General features: G+C 63.3%; 18 protein-coding genes and 1 pseudogene. 7 read left to right on the top strand and 12 right to left on the bottom strand.

All coding sequences use genetic code 11. The annotated features are described in order from the left end of the window. Positions 1–5: 5 nt before the first annotated feature. From OSC50_RS09240 to OSC50_RS09195, 10 genes are all read right to left on the bottom strand, one after another. Positions 6–773 (bottom strand): ABC transporter ATP-binding protein, encoded by a 768-nt coding sequence (locus OSC50_RS09240; RefSeq protein WP_266247728.1) that lies wholly within the window; start codon positions 771–773, stop codon positions 6–8. 3 nt (positions 774–776) lie between these two features. Then, positions 777–2,117 carry an ABC transporter substrate-binding protein gene (locus tag OSC50_RS09235; RefSeq protein ID WP_253508266.1) on the bottom strand — a complete coding sequence of 447 codons (1,341 nt, stop codon included), beginning with the start codon at positions 2,115–2,117 and terminating at the stop codon, positions 777–779. Positions 2,118–2,137: 20 nt separating this feature from the next. Continuing rightward, the gene (locus tag OSC50_RS09230; protein WP_266247724.1) at positions 2,138–3,187 is read right to left on the bottom strand and encodes a branched-chain amino acid ABC transporter permease; all 1,050 of its coding nucleotides are present in this window, start codon (positions 3,185–3,187) and stop codon (positions 2,138–2,140) included. A 4-nt stretch (positions 3,188–3,191) separates the two neighbouring features. Further along, on the bottom strand, positions 3,192–4,073 hold the full coding sequence (locus OSC50_RS09225) for a branched-chain amino acid ABC transporter permease (RefSeq protein WP_253508270.1): 882 nt from the start codon (positions 4,071–4,073) through the stop codon (positions 3,192–3,194). Next, positions 4,073–4,843: an ABC transporter ATP-binding protein gene (locus OSC50_RS09220; protein ID WP_181080925.1), complete on the bottom strand. Its 771-nt coding sequence runs from the start codon at positions 4,841–4,843 to the stop codon at positions 4,073–4,075. The genes OSC50_RS09225 and OSC50_RS09220 overlap by 1 nt, the downstream gene beginning before the upstream one ends. Continuing rightward, positions 4,840–5,688: an AMP-binding protein gene (locus OSC50_RS09215; RefSeq protein WP_253508272.1), complete on the bottom strand. Its 849-nt coding sequence runs from the start codon at positions 5,686–5,688 to the stop codon at positions 4,840–4,842. Before OSC50_RS09215 ends, OSC50_RS09220 begins: the two co-directional genes overlap by 4 nt. Before the next feature lie 110 nt (positions 5,689–5,798). Further along, the gene (locus OSC50_RS09210) at positions 5,799–7,232 is read right to left on the bottom strand and encodes an LLM class flavin-dependent oxidoreductase (RefSeq protein WP_253508274.1); all 1,434 of its coding nucleotides are present in this window, start codon (positions 7,230–7,232) and stop codon (positions 5,799–5,801) included. Continuing rightward, entirely contained in the window at positions 7,232–7,558 is a 327-nt protein-coding gene (locus OSC50_RS09205; protein ID WP_034098753.1) for an acyl-CoA dehydrogenase, read from the bottom strand. The genes OSC50_RS09210 and OSC50_RS09205 overlap by 1 nt, the downstream gene beginning before the upstream one ends. A 12-nt stretch (positions 7,559–7,570) precedes the next feature. Next, positions 7,571–8,767 (bottom strand): SfnB family sulfur acquisition oxidoreductase, encoded by a 1,197-nt coding sequence (locus OSC50_RS09200; protein ID WP_253508276.1) that lies wholly within the window; start codon positions 8,765–8,767, stop codon positions 7,571–7,573. A gap of 154 nt (positions 8,768–8,921) precedes the next feature. Further along, the gene (locus tag OSC50_RS09195) at positions 8,922–9,485 is read right to left on the bottom strand and encodes a helix-turn-helix domain-containing protein (RefSeq protein WP_181080929.1); all 564 of its coding nucleotides are present in this window, start codon (positions 9,483–9,485) and stop codon (positions 8,922–8,924) included. Positions 9,486–9,578: 93 nt separating this feature from the next. Between OSC50_RS09195 and OSC50_RS09190 the strand changes: the two genes are divergently transcribed. From OSC50_RS09190 to OSC50_RS09160, 7 genes are all read left to right on the top strand, one after another. Then, positions 9,579–10,508 (top strand): DMT family transporter, encoded by a 930-nt coding sequence (locus tag OSC50_RS09190; RefSeq protein ID WP_266247715.1) that lies wholly within the window; start codon positions 9,579–9,581, stop codon positions 10,506–10,508. 174 nt (positions 10,509–10,682) lie between these two features. Next, positions 10,683–13,604 carry a monovalent cation/H+ antiporter subunit A gene (locus tag OSC50_RS09185; RefSeq protein ID WP_266247713.1) on the top strand — a complete coding sequence of 974 codons (2,922 nt, stop codon included), beginning with the start codon at positions 10,683–10,685 and terminating at the stop codon, positions 13,602–13,604. Continuing rightward, positions 13,604–13,948 carry a Na+/H+ antiporter subunit C gene (locus OSC50_RS09180; RefSeq protein WP_181080932.1) on the top strand — a complete coding sequence of 115 codons (345 nt, stop codon included), beginning with the start codon at positions 13,604–13,606 and terminating at the stop codon, positions 13,946–13,948. Before OSC50_RS09185 ends, OSC50_RS09180 begins: the two co-directional genes overlap by 1 nt. Continuing rightward, the gene (locus OSC50_RS09175; RefSeq protein WP_253508282.1) at positions 13,945–15,627 is read left to right on the top strand and encodes a monovalent cation/H+ antiporter subunit D; all 1,683 of its coding nucleotides are present in this window, start codon (positions 13,945–13,947) and stop codon (positions 15,625–15,627) included. Before OSC50_RS09180 ends, OSC50_RS09175 begins: the two co-directional genes overlap by 4 nt. Next, positions 15,624–16,112 carry a Na+/H+ antiporter subunit E gene (locus tag OSC50_RS09170; protein ID WP_266247710.1) on the top strand — a complete coding sequence of 163 codons (489 nt, stop codon included), beginning with the start codon at positions 15,624–15,626 and terminating at the stop codon, positions 16,110–16,112. Before OSC50_RS09175 ends, OSC50_RS09170 begins: the two co-directional genes overlap by 4 nt. Then, a complete protein-coding gene (locus tag OSC50_RS09165) occupies positions 16,109–16,387 on the top strand; it encodes a K+/H+ antiporter subunit F (protein ID WP_253508286.1) in 279 nt (92 codons plus the stop codon). The genes OSC50_RS09170 and OSC50_RS09165 overlap by 4 nt, the downstream gene beginning before the upstream one ends. Beyond that, positions 16,384–16,722 (top strand): Na+/H+ antiporter subunit G, encoded by a 339-nt coding sequence (locus tag OSC50_RS09160; RefSeq protein WP_253508288.1) that lies wholly within the window; start codon positions 16,384–16,386, stop codon positions 16,720–16,722. Before OSC50_RS09165 ends, OSC50_RS09160 begins: the two co-directional genes overlap by 4 nt. 250 nt (positions 16,723–16,972) lie before the next feature. On the opposite strand, the pseudogene OSC50_RS26145 reads toward OSC50_RS09160, so the two are convergent. Together OSC50_RS26145 and cysS are read right to left on the bottom strand one after the other, a co-directional pair. Continuing rightward, positions 16,973–17,080: pseudogene (locus OSC50_RS26145) on the bottom strand (CysS/YqeB C-terminal domain-containing protein); the annotation flags it as partial. Between the two features lie 244 nt (positions 17,081–17,324). Further along, positions 17,325–18,713 (bottom strand): cysteine--tRNA ligase, encoded by a 1,389-nt coding sequence (gene cysS / locus OSC50_RS09155; protein ID WP_266247705.1) that lies wholly within the window; start codon positions 18,711–18,713, stop codon positions 17,325–17,327. Positions 18,714–18,716 lie beyond the last annotated feature (3 nt).

The following is an 18,716-nucleotide window of genomic DNA, read 5'->3' as shown; positions in this document are numbered from 1 at the left end:
CGCCCTTACTGTTTACCCAGGTAGATGTCATGCAGGTCGCCGCGCGCCAGCAGGTCAGCGGCGTTGCCGCTCAACGCCACGCGGCCAGTATCCAGCACATAGCCGTGGGCCGCATAGGTGAGCGCGACGTTGATGTTCTGCTCGGCGATCAGGAAGCTCACCTGCTGCTCGCGGTTGAGCTGCGCAATGATCTCGAAGATCTCCTGCACGATCATAGGCGCCAAACCCATGGACGGCTCGTCGAGCAGTACCAAAGTAGGACGGGTCATCAACGCTCGGCCGATGGCGACCATTTGCTGCTCGCCGCCGGAGGTCAGCCCGGCGTGGGTGTGGCGCTTGGTCTTGAGCCTTGGGAACCAGGTGTAGATGCGCTCCAGGTCCTGGGCCATGGCCTTGCGGCTCAAGCGCCGCACAAAGCCGCCGCTGCGCAGGTTGTCTTCCACCGTCAGTTGGCCGAACACATGGCGCCCCTCCAGCACGTGTACCATGCCTTGGCGCACACGCTGGCTCGGGTCGATACCGGCCAAATCCGCCCCGGCATATTCGATCACACCCCGGCTGACCTCGGCACGCTCGGCCCGCACCAGTCCGGAGATGGCCTTGAGGGTGGTGCTCTTGCCCGCGCCATTGGCGCCGAGCAACGCGACGATGGCGCCCTTGGGCACGCTCAGCGACACCCCGGCCACCGCCAGGATCGCGCCGTCGTAGACCACCTCGATATCGTTGACAGTCAACAGCGCCGGGCTCGCCGGCGCGCTGGCAGGTTGGTTCATGGCTTATTCATCCCCATTGCAGGTGCGTGGCGTCAGGCCTTTTTCCTTGGCGAACGCCGCGGATTTTTCATCGATCAACGGACGCAGCAGCGCGCGGTCGGCGGCGATCCAGTCGCTGATCAGCGTCCAGTTGGCGCCGTCCCACTGCTGCACCCGCGCCGAGCCGCCGCCTTCGTGGTCGCGGCACGACAGCTTGAGGTTCTGCATCAGGCCCAGGTAGCCCATGTCCTTCAAGCGCGCATCATCGATATTCAGGTGCTCCAGGCCCCAGCGGCCTTCTTCGCCATTGAGCGGGCGCTTGCCGAACCTGGCCTGGGCGGTGCGAATCGCCTCGACGGCCACGGCGGCGTTCACCAGGCCGGAGTTGTAGTAGACGCTGCCGAAGTTCTTCAGGTCCTTGAGGTCGCTGTGGCCTTTGTCGAGCACGTATTGCTTGAGGCGCTTGTGAATCTCGAAATCGGCCCCGGCCGGGTACGGCGTGAGCGCCAGGTAACCCTTGGCGGCGGCGCCGGCCGGTAACACGTCTTCGCTGGAACTGGCCCAGATATCGCCGATGATGTGGTCCACCGGGAAGCCGAAGCGCGCGGCGGTTTTCACCGCCACCGGCGTGGACACGCCCCAGGTGCGCAGGAACACCCAGTCCGGGTTGGCCTGGCGCACCTGGCGCCATTGGGCGGACTGTTCGTTGCCCGGATCGGCCACCGGAATCTGGATGTTTTCAAAGCCGTATTTTTCCGCCAGCAGCTTCAGCGGGCCGAGGGTTTCGCGCCCGTAGGCCGAGTCGTGGTAGACCGTGGCGATTTTCTTACCCTTGAGTTTGTCGAAGCCGCCTTCGCGCTGGGCAATGTAGTTCACCAGGCTCGACGCCTCACTGTAAAAGGTCAGCATCACCGGGAAGTTGTACGGGAACACCGTGCCGTCGGTGGCTTCGGTGCGACCGTAGCCAAGGGTGATCAGCGGGATCTTGTCCACCTCTGCCCTTTCGCTGAGCGCATAGGCCGCCGGTGCGCCGTTAGGCTGGTACACCGCGACCGGCGCGCCATTCAGGCCGTTCTTGAAGCGCTCGTAGCACTCGATGCCCTTCTCCGCCGTCCATTCGGTCTCGCATTCCTGCCACACCAGCTTCACGCCGTTGATGCCGCCTTCGACCTCGTTGATATAGCGCAGGTAGTCAATCATCCCGGCCCACACCTGCACGCCGCTGGAGGCGTAGGCCCCCACGCGATAGGTCGCCAGGGGGAAGAATTGCTGCTCGGCCGACGCCACGGCCTGGGGCACGGCAGCGGCCAATGTCGCCAGCGCAAAGGCAGCGCCGGCCAGGGAACGTTTCAAGGATGCACGCATGGAGGTTCTCTTTAGAAGGGTTAGAAACGTAGCGGCCACTGCCGCAGCCAATCGCGAAGGTTGTGCAACAGGCGAATCAAACCCTCGGGTTCCTTGATCAGGAACACGATGATCAATACGCCAAAAATGATTTTCTGCAGGTTCTGCAACTGCCCCGCATCCACCGCACCGCCGAGCAGCGCCTGCCCGGCGTGGCTGAGGAAGATCGGCAGCAGGCTGATGAAGGCAGCGCCGACAAAATTGCCGGCGATACTGCCCATGCCGCCGATAATGATGATGAACAGGATCTGGAAGGAGCGATTGATATCGAAACTGCTGGCGCTGGCCGTGCCCAGGTAGGCAAACGCCCACAATGCGCCGGCGATGCCCAGGTAGAACGAACTGACCGCAAACGCCAGGCGCTTGTAACGCGCCACCGGAATGCCGACCACGGCGGCGGCGGTGTCCATATCGCGGATCGCCATCCAGTTGCGGCCCACCTGGCTGCGCACCAGGTTGACGGCGGCCCACGTCAACAGCAGCACCGTGACCAGGGTCAGCCAGTAGCGGCCCAACGGCGTGTTGAGGTCATGACCCAACAGCGCCAGCCTCGGTGCCGATATGGTCCCGGACGAACCGTAGTTGTAAAACCAGGGGAATTTGACGAACAGCCACTCCAGGAAAAACTGCGCGGCCAACGTGGTGACCATCAGGTAGAAGCCTTTGATTCGCGAACTCGGCAAGCCAAACAGCAGCCCGACCAGGGCGCTGATGATCCCGCCGCCGAGCAACGCCACCGGCAGGCCCAGCTCAGGCAGGCGCAGCAGAAAACCATAGGTGGCGAAGGCGCCGACGGCCATGAACCCGGCGGCGCCGACCGAGGTTTGCCCGGTATAACCGGTGAGCAGATTCAGGCCCAGCCCGGCCAGTGAAAGCACCAGAAATGGAATCAGGATCGCATTGAGCCAATAGTCATTGCCCCACAGCGGCACCACGATAAACGCCAACGTCAGCAGGCCGAGCAGGCTCCAGGGCACACGTCGCTGGATCAGCAGCAACGGTGCGGTGTGTTCAGCAACAGGAATCGACATGGTTTCAGACTCGCTCGATGGCGCGCTCGCCGAACAGGCCGGCGGGGCGCATATACAGGAAGGCCAGGGCCAGTACATAGGCGAACCAGGGCGTGATGCCGCCGCCGATCAGCGGGCCGATATACACCTCGGCAAGGTTCTCCGCCGCGCCGACGATCAGCCCGCCGGCAATCGCCCCGCCAATCGAGGTAAAGCCGCCGATGATCAACACCGGCAGCGCCTTGAGCACCACCAGCGACAGCGAGAACTGCACGCCCTGGCGCGCGCCCCACAGCAGCCCGGCCACCAGCCCGACGACGCCCGCCACCGCCCAGACGATCTGCCAGATACGGTTGAGGTGGATACCGATGGACAGCGCCGCCGTGGTGTCATCCGCCACCGCACGCAGCGACACGCCGATGCGGGTCTTGTTGAACAGCAGCGCCAGCACCGTTACCAGCACCACGGCCACGACGGCGGCGATCAGGTCGAACTGGCTGAGCATCAGCGGGCCGACAAACAGCGGCACATCATCGATGCCCAGGTCCAGCGCACGTACCTGCGACCCCATCAAGCCCTGGGCCAGGCCTTCGATGATGAACGACAGGCCCAGCGTGGCCATGAACAGGGTGATTTGCGAACGGTTCACCAACGGGCGCAAGACCAATCGTTCGATAAGCAACGCGCCGACAATCATCACGATGACCGTCAGCAGTAACGCCAGGGCAAAGGGCACGCCCTGGTCATGCAGGCTGACAAAGGTCAGCGCGGCAAACAGCAGCATCGCGCCCTGGGCGAAATTGAACACGCCGCTGGCCTTGTAGATCAGCACGAAGCCGATGGCGACCAGGGAGTACAGGGTGCCGGCGAGCAGGCCGCCGAGCAGGGTTTCAAAGAAGAAGGTCATCAGTGTGCGACTCCCAGGTAGGCCGCGATTACGTCGGGGTTCGCCTGGACTTCGGCGGGGGTGCCGTCGCCGACCTTGCGCCCGTAGTCGAGCACCACCACATGGTCGGACAGGCCCATGACCACGCCGATGTCGTGTTCGATCAACACCACCGTGGTGCCGAGGTCGCGGTTCACATCGGCGACGAAGCGCGCCATGTCCTGTTTTTCCTCGGCGTTCATGCCGGCCATGGGCTCGTCGAGCAACAACAGGCTCGGCCCGGCGATCAACGCGCGGCCCAATTCCACGCGCTTTTGCAGGCCGTAGGACAGGTTGCCCACCAGCACATCGCGGTGGGCCTGCAACTCAAGAAATTCGAGGATGCTTTGGCCGCGCTGGCGAAACGCCTCGGCTTCGCGTCGCGCACGCGGCAAGCCGAGGGCCTGCTCGATCAACGTGCTGCGCATATGCCGCGACAAACCCGTAAGGATGTTGTCGAGCACGCTCATTTTTTTGAACAAGGCGTTGTTCTGAAAGGTGCGACCGATGCCTCGGCGCGCCGCGCCCAACGGGTCGATGCGCTGAAAATGCTGGTCTTCAAAAACGATCTCTCCGGCATCGTAGCGATACACACCGTTGAGCACGTTGAGCAGCGAGCTTTTGCCGGCACCGTTGGGGCCGATCAACGCGCAGATCTCGCCGCGCTGCACCTCGAATGACAGCCCATTGATCGCCTTGACGCCTTTGAACGACAGCGAGATGTCCCGCACCTGGAGGATGGCCTGGCTCATGCGCTTTTCCGTTTGAATTCGGCCAGCCAGGTCGGCTCGGCGTTGGATTTGACGGGCTGCCAGATGGAAGTCAGACGCTGAAAGCCCAATAACCTGCGGACGCGGTTTTTCAGAAACCGACGCAGGCCGCTGCGCGGATCGGCGATGGCCCACTCGCACAGGCGTCGGCGCCAGGTGCCGTGGGGCGCGAGGCGGGTTTCGATCTCGTCGGCCACCTGCTGCAGGCGCGCCGGCGACAACAGCAGGCCGGTGGGCGCGACTTCGCTGCGATCACGCCGCGCCGACGCCGGACTCTCCGGGAAGGCCAGGCCGTGGCCGCTGTGCAGCCATTGCTCCAGAATCACCGCCAGGCCGCCTTGCCAGTGGGTGCCCTCTTCACTCCACAACGCGGTTTCGGCTGTGGAATTCCACCAACGCTGCACATGTTGCGCCGGGTCAACCGGGCCGAGCAGTTGGGCAAAATCCAACCGCTGGGTAAACGCCCAATCGGGCTGGCGACCTTGAACGTAGACGTGGCTGGGACGAATACGCCATAGCTGTTGTTCCAAGGTCTGGGGCTCCAGGTTGTCGGCCAGCGTCAGCACCTGCGCGCCGACGGACTGGGCCGCCAACGCCAGCAACAGCAGGTTCGGCTCAAAAGCACCGCTGAGTGCCAACCGTGACTGCTCGCTCAAACCTTGCTGGCGCAAACCATCGGCCAGGCGTTCTACATCGCGCAGGGTGTCGATCCAGCGCCACGCGTGCCACAGTCCCTGACGCTTGTGGCGCAGGGCAATGTGCAACGGCGTGAGTTGTGCCCAGTGACGCAGGTGTTCCAGGAGAGCCTTGGGTTCGTGCACGCTCATAGGGGGTTGCTCCTATTGGGGGGTATGCGTGCGGTGGTCCGCTGGCTTGTATTTGTATCAACACAGGACAACTGTGGGAGAGGGGCTTGCCCCCGATAGCGTTGGGTCAGTTACGAGTGCTCTAACTGGCCCACCGCTATCGGGGGCAAGCCCCCTCCCACATTGGTTTTTTGTATCCCAGATAAATTGCGGTAGCTCGCGCCAGGATGGTTCGAGCCCAACCTTGCACCGTCACCAAACAACTTCTCACGCAACGTACCCTGGGCGTATTCGGTCTTGTACACGCCACGCTTCTGCAGCTCCGGCACCAGCCACTCGACGGCGTCGATAAAGGTTTCGTGGGTCAGCGCGTAGGCCAGGTTGAAGCCGTCCACGTCGGTCTCCTCTACCCATTCCTGCAACAGGTCAGCCACGGTCTGCGGGCCACCGACGAACAGCGGGCCAAAGCCGCCGATACCGACCCAGTCGGCCAGTTCATTGGGCGTCCAGACCTTGTTCGGATCGGCCGTGGAGAAGGCTTCCACCGCCGACTGGATCGCATTGGTGTGCACGTGTTTGAGCGGCTCATCCGGCTTGAACTGGCTGAAATCGATGCCCGTCCAGCCGGAGATCAGCGCCATCGCGCCTTCATAGCTGACATAGGATTTGTACTCGTCAAACTTGGCCTTGGCCTTGGCGTCGGTCTCATCGACGATCACCGTCTGCAGGTTGAAAATCAGGATTTTCTTCGGATCGCGCCCGGCCTCGGCCGCACGCCGGCGGATATCGGCAACGGTCTTTTTCAGCAGCACCTTGGACGGTGCCGCGACAAAAACGCACTCGGCCTGCTCGGCGGCAAACTGCTTGCCACGGCTGGAAGCACCGGCCTGGTACAACACCGGCGTGCGCTGCGGCGACGGCTCGCACAGGTGAATACCGGGCACCTGGAAGTGCTTGCCGATGTGGCGGATCTCATGGATTTTGCTCGGATCGCTGAAAACCCGGCGCTCGCGGTCGCGCAGTACCGCGCCCTCTTCCCAACTGCCTTCCCAGAGCTTGTAGCAAACCTCGAGGTACTCCTCGGCATAGTCGTAGCGCGCATCGTGTTCGGTCTGGGCTTTCTGCCCCAGGTTCTTGGCGCCGCTTTCCAGGTAGGACGTGACGATGTTCCAGCCGATACGGCCCTTGGTCAGGTGATCGAGGGTCGAAAGCCTGCGCGCGAACGGATACGGGTGTTCGAACGACAGCGATGCCGTCAGGCCGAACCCCAGGTGTTCGGTGACCATCGCCATGGGGGCGATCAGCGACAACGGATCGTTGACCGGCACCTGGGTGGCCTGGCGAATCGCCGCGTCGCCATTGCCGTTGTACACGTCGTAGATGCCCAGCACGTCGGCGATGAACAGCCCGTCGAACTTGCCGCGCTCAAGAATCTTCGCCAGATCGGTCCAGTATTCCAGGTCCTTGTACTGCCACGACCGGTCGCGCGGGTGCGCCCACAGGCCGGGGGATTGGTGGCCGACGCAATTCATGTCGAAGGCATTCAGGCGGATTTCACGGGCCATCAGTGCACTCCGTTGAGGTGATAGTTGCCGACTGCGTGGTAGGTGTGGCGCAGCGGGTTATCCAGGCTTGACGGCAGCGCACTGCGTTGGCCGGTCAATTCGAATTCGGTGTTGCTGGCGGCAATCAGCGCTTCGGCCGCAGCAATCTGCGCTTCGGCGCGGGCGACCGGGCTGGGATGGGTCTCGGCCCGTTCGAGCAAGGCGGCGGCCACGTCGACGCGGATCTGCAGATCGCCAAAGCGGCTGATCACGTAGGGGTCATCGCTGCGTTCGACATGTCGACGGGTGCTGTCCAGCAGTTGGCGCGCAAGGGTCAGTGTGGTCATGGGTCAGGTCTCTCAGTTCCAGGCGTGGCGTGCAGGCTTCACGCCGTTGAGCACGAAATTGCCGATCAAGTGGTATTTCCAGCGGGCCGGGTCGTGCAGGGTGTGGGTGCGGGCATTGCGCCAGAACCGGTCGAGGTTGTACTTGCCCGTCACCGAGCGCGTACCGGCCAGTTCGAACAGTTTGCTGCTGGCGAGCAACGCGGTTTCCGCCGACAGCACTTTGGCCTGGGCCACCACCAGCGAAGCGTGAGCGACGCTGTCTTCATTCGGTTCGGCCAGGGCCCGGTCCACGGCCAGGCCGGCCTTGGCGAGAATGGCTTCGGTGCCGTGCACGCGCCACGCCAGGTCACCGATGGCGGCAATCGTGAAAGGGTCTTGCCAGCCGTGATCCTGCTGGCTGTCGATCCAGGGCCGCGCCTGACGTGCGTGGAGCTTGGCCTGCTCCAAAGCGCCTACGGCAATGCCGGTGTCGACGGCGGCCTGGATGATCTGCGAAATCGGGCCATTGGCCGTGGGTCGGTCGAACGCCAGGTGTGCGGGTATCACCGCGCTCAGGGGCACCGTTACGCCATCGAGGGTCACCCCGCCGCTGGCTGTGGTGCGCTGGCCGAAGCCGTCCCAGCTGTCGATCACACTCAGCCCTGGGGCGTCGCGCTCGACGAAGGCAATCAACGCCTGGCCATGCTCGTTATTGCCAACGGTGGGCACCAGGTGGGCGAACAGCGCGCCGGTGCAGTAGAACTTTTCACCGTTGATCTGCGCACTATCGCCTTCGATGCGGATTTGCGTGTCGAAGATGCCGGCGTTCTTGCTCCTGGCCTCGGAGAACGCATTGCCGAAACGATAACCTTCGAGGACCTTGCCGAAGTAATAGCGCTTTTGTTCTTCGCTGGCGGTGTGCAGCAGCAGGTCCACCACACCGAGGTGGTTCTGCGGGATCTGGCCCAGGGACGGGTCGGCGGCCGAGATCAACTTGATCACCTCGGCTACCGTGACATAGGACACTTCGGCGCCACCGTAGGCTTTGGGCACCGTGATGCCCCATAGGCCGCTGGCGGAAAACTCGTCGAGTTCGGCCACCGGCAAGCGACGTTCACGATCGCGCTCACTGGCGCCAACGGCAAAGCGTTCGGCCAAGCGCGTAGCTACCTCGATGGCTTCGGCATCCGAGCGGATGATATGGGCAGGGTGTTGAGGGTGGGCTGACATGGGCCGACTCCAGGCTCCGAGGGAATACCAGGAGGATTGCAGGAGTCGTGCCTGAATTTAATCGTCAATAAATTCAGCGGGTTGCGGGTTTATCAATGCCATATAGCGCGGTTCAAACCAGCAAAGTGTGCATCCACTGTTGCCAGGCAAACAGTTAGATGACCACGTTGCGTACAAAGCGCACGGCCACATCGCCGTCGTTGCGGTAGCCGTGGGCAAGGCGGCTGGCGAACATAAAGAACTCACCGGCGGCCACGGGCTTTTGCTCGTCGCCCACCAGCAGGGTCAGGCAACCTTCGAACACAAACAGCTGCACGCTCCAGCCCTCCGGGTCGGGGTCCGGGCTGTAGCAATCACCTGGCTCCAGGCGCATCTCCCACAACTCGACTTCACGGCGGGCGGTGGCTTTGGCCAGCAGCACCGCCTTGCTGCCGGGAATCTCGCCGGCCCATGCCAGCTCGTTGATGCGACTGTGGTCGGGCGCATCGGGCGCCTGGATCAAGTCGCTGAACGCCACATCCAGTGCTTCGGCGACGCGGTCGAGGGTGGACAGGCTGACGTTCTTCTCGCCGGCTTCGATGGCCACCAGCATGCGCCGGCTGACCCCGGACTTTTCTGAAAGCGCAGTCTGGCTGAGGTCGGCGGCGTGGCGCAGGCGACGAACGTTCTGGCTGACGTGTTGCAGGACCGAAGCCCGCTGCGGATTTTCTTTGTGCACTATATTGCTCAATGGGTGGGTGTGCGCAGTATACTGCCCAGCGTGCGGCGCATTGTGCGGTCCGTGCCTTTCCTATGCAAGACCAGAGCCGCCATGACCTCCTCGAACTCCCCGTCGCGTTTCCATCGTTTCAGCAAAGCCGAGTGCATCCTGGTGTTTATCACCATGATCTGGGGCGGCACCTTCTTGTTGGTGCAGCACGCCATGAGCGTCAGCGGGCCGATGTTTTTCGTGGGCCTGCGTTTTGCGGCGGCGGCGCTCGTGGTGGGGTTCTTTTCCCTGCGCACCCTGCGCGACCTGAACGTGTTCGAATTGAAGGCCGGGGTGTTTATCGGCGTGGCCATCATGTTCGGCTACGGCCTGCAAACCATCGGCCTGCAAACCATCCTCAGCAGCCAGTCGGCATTTATCACCGCGTTGTATGTGCCGTTCGTGCCGTTGCTGCAATGGCTGGTGCTGGGCCGTCGACCGGGCCTGATGCCAAGCCTGGGTATCATGCTGGCGTTTGCCGGGTTGATGCTGTTGACCGGCCCGGCGGGTGCATCGCTGAATTTCAGCGCCGGAGAGATCGCGACGTTGATCGGCGCCATCGCAATTGCCGCCGAAATCATCCTGATCAGTGCGTTCGCCGGGCAGGTGGATGTGCGCCGCGTCACCGTGGTGCAATTGGCCACGGCGTCGCTGTTGTCATTCCTGATGGTGGTGCCGATGGGCGAGGCGCTGCCGGGGTTTTCATGGTTGCTGCTGTTCAGCGCGGTGGGCCTGGGCCTGACCAGTGCGGTCATCCAGGTGGCGATGAACTGGGCGCAGCAGAGCGTTTCGCCGACCCGGGCCACGTTGATCTATGCGGGCGAACCGGTGTGGGCCGGCGTGGTCGGGCGGATCGCCGGCGAGCGCTTCCCGCCGATAGCGATGCTGGGGGCGGCGTTGATTGTGCTGGCGGTGATTGTGAGTGAAATGAAAAGGAACAGCTCGAACGTTGTCGACGCTAAGGCCGAAGTTGAACCGGAAAATCAGGGTTGATGGTTTAAGCTATCAGCCACAAGCCGTAGAAAATACGCGGCCGGCTGTTCTCTTGCAGCTTGCCGCTTGTAGCTGCCTTCTACTGCCTCTGTAGGATCCTGCCACATCTTGCCGTTTGGTGATCATGAAAGCGGCACGTATGATGCATCCCAAACTCCCGCAGATTAGAAGCCTATGTCCTTGATAGTTCTACTGCTTCTGCCGTTCATCGGCAGCTGTCTGGCGGCCCTGCTGCCGCACAACGCGCGCAATACCGAATCCCTGCTGGCCGGCCTGGTGGCGCTGATCGGCAGCGTTCGAGTCGCCCTGCTCTACCCCCAGATCGCCCACGGTGGCGTGATCCATGAAGAATTCATGTGGTTGCCCAGCCTCGGGCTGAATTTCGTGCTGCGCATGGATGGCTTCGCCTGGCTGTTCTCGATGCTGGTGTTGGGCATCGGCACATTGGTGTCGCTGTATGCCCGCTACTACATGTCGCCGGACGACCCGGTGCCGCGCTTCTTCGCGTTTTTCCTGGCGTTCATGGGCGCCATGCTGGGCCTGGTAATCTCCGGCAACTTGATCCAGATCGTGTTTTTCTGGGAACTGACCAGCCTGTTCTCGTTCCTGTTGATCGGCTACTGGCACCACCGCGCCGATGCGCGACGCGGCGCTTATATGGCGCTGATGGTCACCGGCGCGGGCGGTCTGTGCCTGCTGGCGGGCGTGATGCTGCTGGGGCATATCGTCGGCAGCTATGACCTGGACCAGGTGCTGGCGGCGGGCGAGCAGATTCGCGCGCATGCGCTGTACCCGGTGATGCTCGCCCTGGTGCTGATCGGCGCCTTGAGCAAAAGCGCGCAGTTCCCGTTCCACTTCTGGCTGCCCCACGCGATGGCGGCGCCGACACCGGTTTCCGCTTACCTGCATTCGGCAACGATGGTGAAGGCCGGCGTGTTCCTGCTGGCCCGTCTGTGGCCGTCGCTGTCCGGCAGCGAAGAATGGTTCTGGATCGTCGGCGGTGCCGGCGCCCTCACCCTCCTCCTCGGCGCTTACTGCGCCATGTTTCAAAACGACCTCAAGGGCCTGCTGGCCTACTCCACCATCAGCCACCTTGGGCTGATCACCCTGCTGCTGGGGCTCAACAGCCCGCTGGCCGCCGTGGCCGCAGTGTTCCATATCCTCAATCACGCCACCTTCAAGGCCTCGCTGTTCATGGCCGCCGGCATCATTGACCACGAAAGCGGCACCCGTGATATCCGCAAGCTCAGTGGCCTGGTGCGTCTGATTCCGTTCACCGCGACCCTGGCGATGGTGGCCAGCGCGTCCATGGCCGGCGTGCCGTTGCTCAATGGGTTCCTGTCCAAAGAGATGTTCTTCGCCGAAACGGTGTTTATCTCAGCGACCCGATGGGTGGAATTCACCTTGCCGGTCATCGCCACCATCGCCGGCACGTTCAGTGTGGCCTATGCGCTGCGCTTTACCGTGGATGTGTTCTTCGGCCCGCCGCCCGTCGACCTGCCCCATATCCCGCACGAACCACCGCGCTGGATGCGCGCGCCGGTGGAATTGCTGGTGTTTACCTGCCTGCTGGTGGGGATCTTTCCGGCCCAGGTGGTCGGCTCGATCCTCGCCGCCGCCGCATTGCCGGTGGTCGGCGGCGTGCTGCCCGAGTACAGCCTGGCGATCTGGCACGGCTGGAACGCGCCGATGATCATGAGCCTGGTGGCCATGTCCGGCGGTGTGGTGCTGTACCTGATGCTGCGCAAGCAGCTCAAGCGCGGTCGTTTCAAGTACCCGCCGGTTATCAGTTATTTCAACGGCAAGCGCGGCTTCGAGCGCAGCCTGGTGATGATGATGCGCGGCGTGCGCAAGGTCGAAAAACGCATCAGCACCAAGCGCCTGCAACCGCAGTTGTTCCTATTGGTCCTGGTGGCGCTGATCGGCGGCCTGATCCCCATGCTTAACAGCGGCCTTAGCTGGGGCGACCGCCCGAAAATCCCCGGCTCCGTGGTGTTTGTAACCCTGTGGGTGCTGGCGATCGCCTGTGCCCTGGGCGCCGCCTGGCAAGCCAAGTACCACCGGCTCGCCGCCCTGACCATGGTCAGCGTGTGCGGCCTGATGACTTGCATTACCTTCGTGTGGTTCTCGGCGCCCGACCTGGCGCTGACCCAATTGGTGGTGGAAGTGGTGACCACCGTGCTGATTCTCCTGGGCCTGCGCTGGCTGCCACGGCGGATCGAAGAGGTCTCGCCGCTGCCCAACACCTTGCGTCGAGCCAGGGTCCGCCGGGTCCGCGACTTTCTGCTGTCGAGCGTGGTGGGCGGCGGCATGGCGTTGCTGTCCTACGCAATGCTGACCCGCCAGACCCCCAACGATATCTCCTCGTTCTACCTCAGCCGCGCCCTGCCCGAAGGCGGCGGCAGCAATGTGGTGAACGTGATGCTGGTCGACTTCCGAGGCTTCGATACCCTCGGCGAAATCACCGTGCTCGGCGCCGTGGCGCTGACGGTCTACGCCCTGCTGCGGCGTTTCCGCCCGTCCAAGGAAAGCATGGAGCTGCCGCCGCAACAGCGGCAGTTGGCGCCGGACGTGGCCACCGACCTGGTCAACCCGCGCCAGGCCAGCGACACCGCCCTGGGCTTTATGATGGTGCCGGCGGTGCTGGTGCGCCTGCTGCTGCCGATCGCCCTGGTCGTGTCGTTCTACCTGTTCATGCGCGGCCACAACCAACCGGGAGGCGGTTTTGTCGCGGGCCTGGTGATGTCGGTGGCGTTTATCCTGCAATACATGGTCGCCGGAACCCAGTGGGTCGAGGCGCAGATGAGCCTGCGGCCGATGCGCTGGATGGGCTTCGGCCTCTTCGCGGCCACCCTTACCGGGCTGGGTGCGCTGTTCTTCGGCTACCCGTTCCTCACCACTCACACTTTGCACCTGAGCGTGCCGGTGCTGGGCGATATCCATATCGCCAGCGCGTTGTTCTTCGATGTGGGTGTGTACGCCATGGTGGTCGGCTCGACCCTGTTGATGCTCACCGCCCTCGGACACCAGTCGGTGCGCGCGCATAAACCGAGCAACCAGCCCAAAGTAGTCGTCACAACCGAAGGAGCCGCCTGATGGAAGAAGTCATCGCAATGGCCATTGGGGTCCTGGCGGCCTCGGGCGTGTGGTTGATCCTGCGCCCACGGACTTTCCAGGTGGTGATGGGCCTGTGCCTGCTGTCCTATGGGGTCAACCTGTTCATTTTCAGCATGGGCAGCCTGTTTATCGGCAAGGAGCCGATCATCAAGGACGGCGTGCCGCAGGACCTGCTGCACTACACCGATCCGCTGCCGCAGGCCCTGGTGCTGACCGCCATCGTGATCAGCTTCGCCATGACCGCGCTGTTTCTGGTGGTGCTGCTGGCGTCGCGGGGCCTGACCGGCACCGACCATGTGGACGGCCGGGAGCCCAAGGAATGACGTGGGTGAACCAACTGATCGTCGCGCCGATCCTGCTGCCGCTGCTGACCGCAGCCCTGATGCTGATGCTCAGCGAGAAACGTCGGCCGCTCAAGGCGCGTATCAACCTGTTCTCCAGTGTGCTCGGCCTCGCCACGGCGATCCTGCTGCTGTACTGGACGCAGCAAGGCGGCCCCGGCTCGATCGGCGTCTACCTGCCGGGCAACTGGCAAGTGCCGTTCGGCATTGTGCTGGTGGTGGATCAGCTCTCGGCGCTGATGCTGGTGCTCACCGGGATCATCGGCGTCAGTGCGCTGCTGTTCGCCATGGCCCGCTGGGACCGCGCCGGCACCAGTTTCCATGCGCTGTTCCAGATCCAGATGATGGGCCTGTACGGCGCGTTCCTCACCGCTGACCTGTTCAATCTGTTCGTATTCTTCGAGGTGCTGCTGGCGGCATCCTACGGTTTGATGCTGCACGGCTCCGGCCGCGCGCGGGTGTCGTCGGGGCTGCATTACATCGCGATCAACCTGCTGGCGTCGTCGCTGTTCCTGATTGGCGCGGCGATGATCTACGGCGTCACCGGCACGCTGAATTTCGCTGACCTGGCGCTGAAAATCCCACTGGTGCCCGAAGCCGATCGCGGCCTGCTGCACGCTGGCGCGGCGATCCTCGCCACCGCGTTCCTGGCCAAGGCCGGCATGTGGCCGCTGAACTTCTGGCTGGCCCCCGCCTACTCCTCGGCCAGTGCGCCGGTGGCGGCGATGTTCGCGATCATGACCAAGGTCGGCGTGTACACCGTGCTGCGTTTGTGGACCCTGCTGTTCTCCGGCCAGGCCGGCGCGTCGGCGTTGTTCGGCGGCGACTGGCTGGTGTACGGCGGCATGGCCACGATCGTCTGCGCGGCGCTGGCGATGGTGGCGGCGCAGCGGCTGGAGCGCATGGCGAGCCTGAGCATCCTGGTCTCGGCGGGGATCCTGTTGTCGGCGGTGGGCTTTGCCCAACCGAGCCTGACCGCCGGCGCGTTGTTCTATCTGGTCAGCTCCACCTTGGCGCTGAGTGCGCTGTTCCTGCTGGCGGAATTGATCGAGCGTTCGCGCTCGGCCAACGACCTGCCGCTGGATGAGGAAATCGATGCGCTGCCCAAAGCCATGGAATCCCTGCACCCACGGCCCGGCGTAAACCTGGACGATGAGCAGAAGGCCGTGATCGGCCAGGTGATTCCCTGGACCATGGCCTTCCTCGGCTTGAGCTTTGTGGCCTGCGCGCTGCTGATCATCGGCATGCCGCCGCTGTCCGGGTTTATCGGCAAACTCAGCCTGTTGAGCGCGCTGGTCAACCCGCTCGGCCTGGGTGCCAGTGCCGACGCGCCGATCCGGCCGGCCGCGTGGGGCTTGGTGGCACTGCTGATCCTGTCCGGCCTGGCCTCGCTGATTGCCTTCGCGCGCCTGGGTATCCAGCGCTTCTGGACCCCGGAAGAACGCCCCTCGCCGCTGCTGCGGCGCTATGAATGCCTGCCGATCTTCTTTCTGCTGGGCTTAAGCATCGCCCTGACCTTCAAGGCCGAACCCCTGATGCGCTACACCCAGGCCACCGCCCAAAGCCTGAACAACCCCGAGCACTACGTAATGGCGGTAATGGCCACGCGGCCGGTGCCCAGCCCCGAAGCCAAGGCCGCCGCCGTGGAGGTGCAACCATGAAGCGCCTGTTTCCTGCCCCGTGGCTGTCGCTGGCGCTATGGCTGCTGTGGCTGCTGTTAAACCTGTCCGTCAGCCCCGGCAACCTGTTGCTGGGGGCGCTGCTGGGTTTTCTCGCACCGCTGCTGATGGCGCCGTTGCGCCCGCTGCCGATCCACATCCGCTGCCCTGGCGTGATCATCCGCCTGTTCTTTGTGGTCGGTCGCGATGTGATCGTCTCCAACCTGCAAGTAGCCTGGGGCGTGCTGACCTGCGGCTCGCGCCCGCCGCGCTCGGGCTTTATCAAAATCCCCCTGGACCTGCGCGACCCCAACGGCCTGGCGGCGCTGTCGATGATCACCACCGTGGTACCCGGCACCATCTGGTCGGAACTGGCGCTGGACCGCAGCATCCTGCTGTTGCACGTGTTCGACCTGGATGATGAGACGCGGTTTATCGAGCATTTCAAGACCACCTACGAGCGGCCCCTGATGGAGATCTTCGAATGAGCCCCCTGCTCGCCAATGCGATCCTGCTCAGCCTGTTCCTGTTCTCGCTGGCCATGGTGCTGACGTTGATCCGCCTGTTCAAAGGCCCGTCGGCCCAGGACCGGGTCCTGGCCCTGGACTATCTGTACATCCTGGCCATGCTGATGATGCTGGTACTGGGCATTCGTTATGCCAGTGACACCTACTTTGAAGCGGCGTTGCTGATCGCGCTGTTCGGCTTCGTTGGCTCGTTTGCCCTGGCTAAATTCCTGCTGCGTGGGGAGGTGATTGAATGATGCCGTTATGGATGGAAGTCGTCGTCGCGGTGCTGCTGGTATTGAGCAGCGTGTTTGCGTTGATTGGAGCGCTTGGCTTGTTGCGCATGAAGGATTTCTTCCAGCGCATGCACCCGCCGGCACTGGCCTCGACGCTGGGTGCGTGGTGCGTGGCGTTGGCGTCGATCATCTATTTTTCGGTGCTCAAATCGGGGCCGGTGCTGCATGGCTGGTTGATCCCGATTCTGCTGTCGATCACCGTGCCGGTCACCACGTTGCTGCTGGCCCGCACCGCGTTGTTCCGCAAGCGCATGGCTGGTGATGATGTGCCGGCCGAGGTCAGCAGCCGTCGCTGAGCGCTGAGGCGAACACGATAAAAAATGTGGGAGGGGGGCTTGCCCCCGATTGCGGTCGGTCAGTTAAAGACGTGATCGCTCCCACGCTCTGCGTGGGAGCGCTGCCTGGGACGCTCCGCGTCCCGCCAGCGACACGAGTCTCAGATCCTGCGCACTTGTGACGCAGAGCGTCACGGGATGCATTCCCACGCGGAGCTTGGGAACGATCGCCCCGAACCAGTCGGGGCGTTTTTCATCCGGCGTTTGCCAATCAGGCCTGATCAGCCAACCGCCACGTCGTCCCACCCTTGCCGTCTTCCAACACCACGCCCATTGCGGTCAGTTGGTCACGGATACGGTCGGATTCCGCCCAGTCCTTGTAATAAATCTGAGATCGATTGGGCTAATCCATGGGAGGGGCTTGCCCCGGATGGCGGTGGACCCGTGATCGCTCCCACGCTCTGCGTGGGAGCGCTGCCTGGGACGCTCCGCGTCCCGCCAGCGACACGAGTCTCAGGTCCTGCGCACTTGTGACGCAGAGCGTCACGGGATGCATTCCCACGCGGAGCTTGGGAACGATCGCCCCGAACCAGTCGGGGCGTTTTTCATCCGGCGTTTGCCAATCAGGCCTGATCAGCCAACCGCCACGTCGTCCCACCCTTGCCGTCTTCCAACACCACGCCCATTGCGGTCAGTTGGTCACGGATACGGTCGGATTCCGCCCAGTCTTTATTGGTACGAGCCGTCAAACGCGCCTGAATCAACGCATCCACTTGCGCCGCATCCACACGCCCTTCGGCGCCGGCCTGCAGGAAGTCATCGGCCTCCATCTGCAACACGCCCAGCACACTGGCCAACTCTTTCAAGCGCGCCGCCAGGCCCGCCGCTGCGTCGAGATCGCTCTCGCGCAGGCGGTTGATCTCGCGCACCATTTCGAACAGCACCGCACAGGCTTCCGGGGTGCCGAAGTCGTCGTTCATGACTTCGGTGAACCGCGACACGAACGCTTCGCCGCCGGCCGGCGCCACGGATGGCAAGCCTTTCAACGCGTGGTAGAACCGCTCCAGGGCGCCCTTGGCATCCTTGAGGTTGTCTTCCGAGTAGTTGATGGCGCTGCGGTAGTGGCTGGACACCAGCAGGTAACGCACCACTTCCGGGTGGTACTTTTCCAGCACGTCGCGGATGGTGAAGAAGTTGTTCAAGGACTTGGACATCTTCTCGCCATTGATGCGGATCATGCCGCAGTGCATCCAGGCATTGGCGTAGGTCTTGCCGGTGGCGGCTTCGCTCTGGGCGATTTCGTTTTCGTGGTGCGGGAACTCCAGGTCGCTGCCGCCGCCATGAATGTCGAAGGTCTCGCCCAGGCAGCAGGTGGACATCACCGAGCACTCGATGTGCCAGCCTGGACGGCCTGCGCCCCACGGCGACTCCCAGCTCGGCTCGCCGGGTTTGGTAGCTTTCCACAGCACGAAGTCCAGCGGGTCTTGCTTGGCTTCGTCGACTTCGATGCGCGCGCCGATGCGCAGGTCTTCGATTTTCTTGCGCGACAGCTTGCCGTAGCCCATGAACTTGGCGACGCGGTAGTACACGTCGCCATTGCCTGGAGCGTAGGCGTAACCCTTGTCGATCAGGGTCTGGATCATCGCGTGCATGCCGGGGATGTGGTCCGTGGCACGCGGTTCCATGTCCGGCTTGAGGATGTTGAGGCGCGCCTCGTCCTCGTGCATGGCGGCGATCATGCGCTCGGTCAGCGCGTCGAACGCCTCGCCGTTTTCATTGGCGCGGTTGATGATCTTGTCGTCGATGTCGGTAATGTTGCGCACGTACGTCAAGTCATAGCCGCTGAAACGCAGCCAGCGGGTCACCAGGTCGAAGGCCACCATGCTGCGGCCGTGGCCGATGTGGCAGTAGTCGTACACGGTCATGCCGCACACGTACATGCGCACCTTGTTGCCATCGAGCGGCTTGAAGACTTCTTTGGTCTTGCTGAGTGTGTTGTAGATCGTTAGCACAAC

It is taken from the genome of Pseudomonas quebecensis, from assembly GCF_026410085.1.
GTDB classification, from domain to species: Bacteria; Pseudomonadota; Gammaproteobacteria; order Pseudomonadales; family Pseudomonadaceae; genus Aquipseudomonas; species Aquipseudomonas quebecensis.
The sequence above is the reverse complement of the archived record's forward strand: the minus strand, read 5'-3'. Positions and strand labels throughout refer to the sequence as shown.

Bases quoted from the DNA above. Each gene is read 5' to 3' on its own strand.
- OSC50_RS09225 (WP_253508270.1), bottom strand. From the start codon at position 4,073: ATGACCTTCTTCTTTGAAACCCTGCTCGGCGGCCTGCTCGCCGGCACC.
- OSC50_RS09190 (WP_266247715.1), top strand. From the start codon at position 9,579: ATGACCTCCTCGAACTCCCCGTCGCGTTTCCATCGTTTCAGCAAAGCC.
- OSC50_RS09200 (WP_253508276.1), bottom strand. From the start codon at position 8,767: ATGTCAGCCCACCCTCAACACCCTGCCCATATCATCCGCTCGGATGCC.
- OSC50_RS09175 (WP_253508282.1), top strand. From the start codon at position 13,945: ATGACGTGGGTGAACCAACTGATCGTCGCGCCGATCCTGCTGCCGCTG.
- OSC50_RS09180 (WP_181080932.1), top strand. From the start codon at position 13,604: ATGGAAGAAGTCATCGCAATGGCCATTGGGGTCCTGGCGGCCTCGGGC.
- OSC50_RS09220 (WP_181080925.1), bottom strand. From the start codon at position 4,843: ATGAGCCAGGCCATCCTCCAGGTGCGGGACATCTCGCTGTCGTTCAAA.
- OSC50_RS09160 (WP_253508288.1), top strand. From the start codon at position 16,384: ATGATGCCGTTATGGATGGAAGTCGTCGTCGCGGTGCTGCTGGTATTG.
- OSC50_RS09230 (WP_266247724.1), bottom strand. From the start codon at position 3,187: ATGTCGATTCCTGTTGCTGAACACACCGCACCGTTGCTGCTGATCCAG.
- OSC50_RS09215 (WP_253508272.1), bottom strand. From the start codon at position 5,688: ATGAGCGTGCACGAACCCAAGGCTCTCCTGGAACACCTGCGTCACTGG.
- OSC50_RS09235 (WP_253508266.1), bottom strand. From the start codon at position 2,117: ATGCGTGCATCCTTGAAACGTTCCCTGGCCGGCGCTGCCTTTGCGCTG.
- OSC50_RS09240 (WP_266247728.1), bottom strand. From the start codon at position 773: ATGAACCAACCTGCCAGCGCGCCGGCGAGCCCGGCGCTGTTGACTGTC.
- OSC50_RS09210 (WP_253508274.1), bottom strand. From the start codon at position 7,232: ATGGCCCGTGAAATCCGCCTGAATGCCTTCGACATGAATTGCGTCGGC.
- OSC50_RS09165 (WP_253508286.1), top strand. From the start codon at position 16,109: ATGAGCCCCCTGCTCGCCAATGCGATCCTGCTCAGCCTGTTCCTGTTC.
- OSC50_RS09185 (WP_266247713.1), top strand. From the start codon at position 10,683: ATGTCCTTGATAGTTCTACTGCTTCTGCCGTTCATCGGCAGCTGTCTG.
- OSC50_RS09205 (WP_034098753.1), bottom strand. From the start codon at position 7,558: ATGACCACACTGACCCTTGCGCGCCAACTGCTGGACAGCACCCGTCGA.
- OSC50_RS09170 (WP_266247710.1), top strand. From the start codon at position 15,624: ATGAAGCGCCTGTTTCCTGCCCCGTGGCTGTCGCTGGCGCTATGGCTG.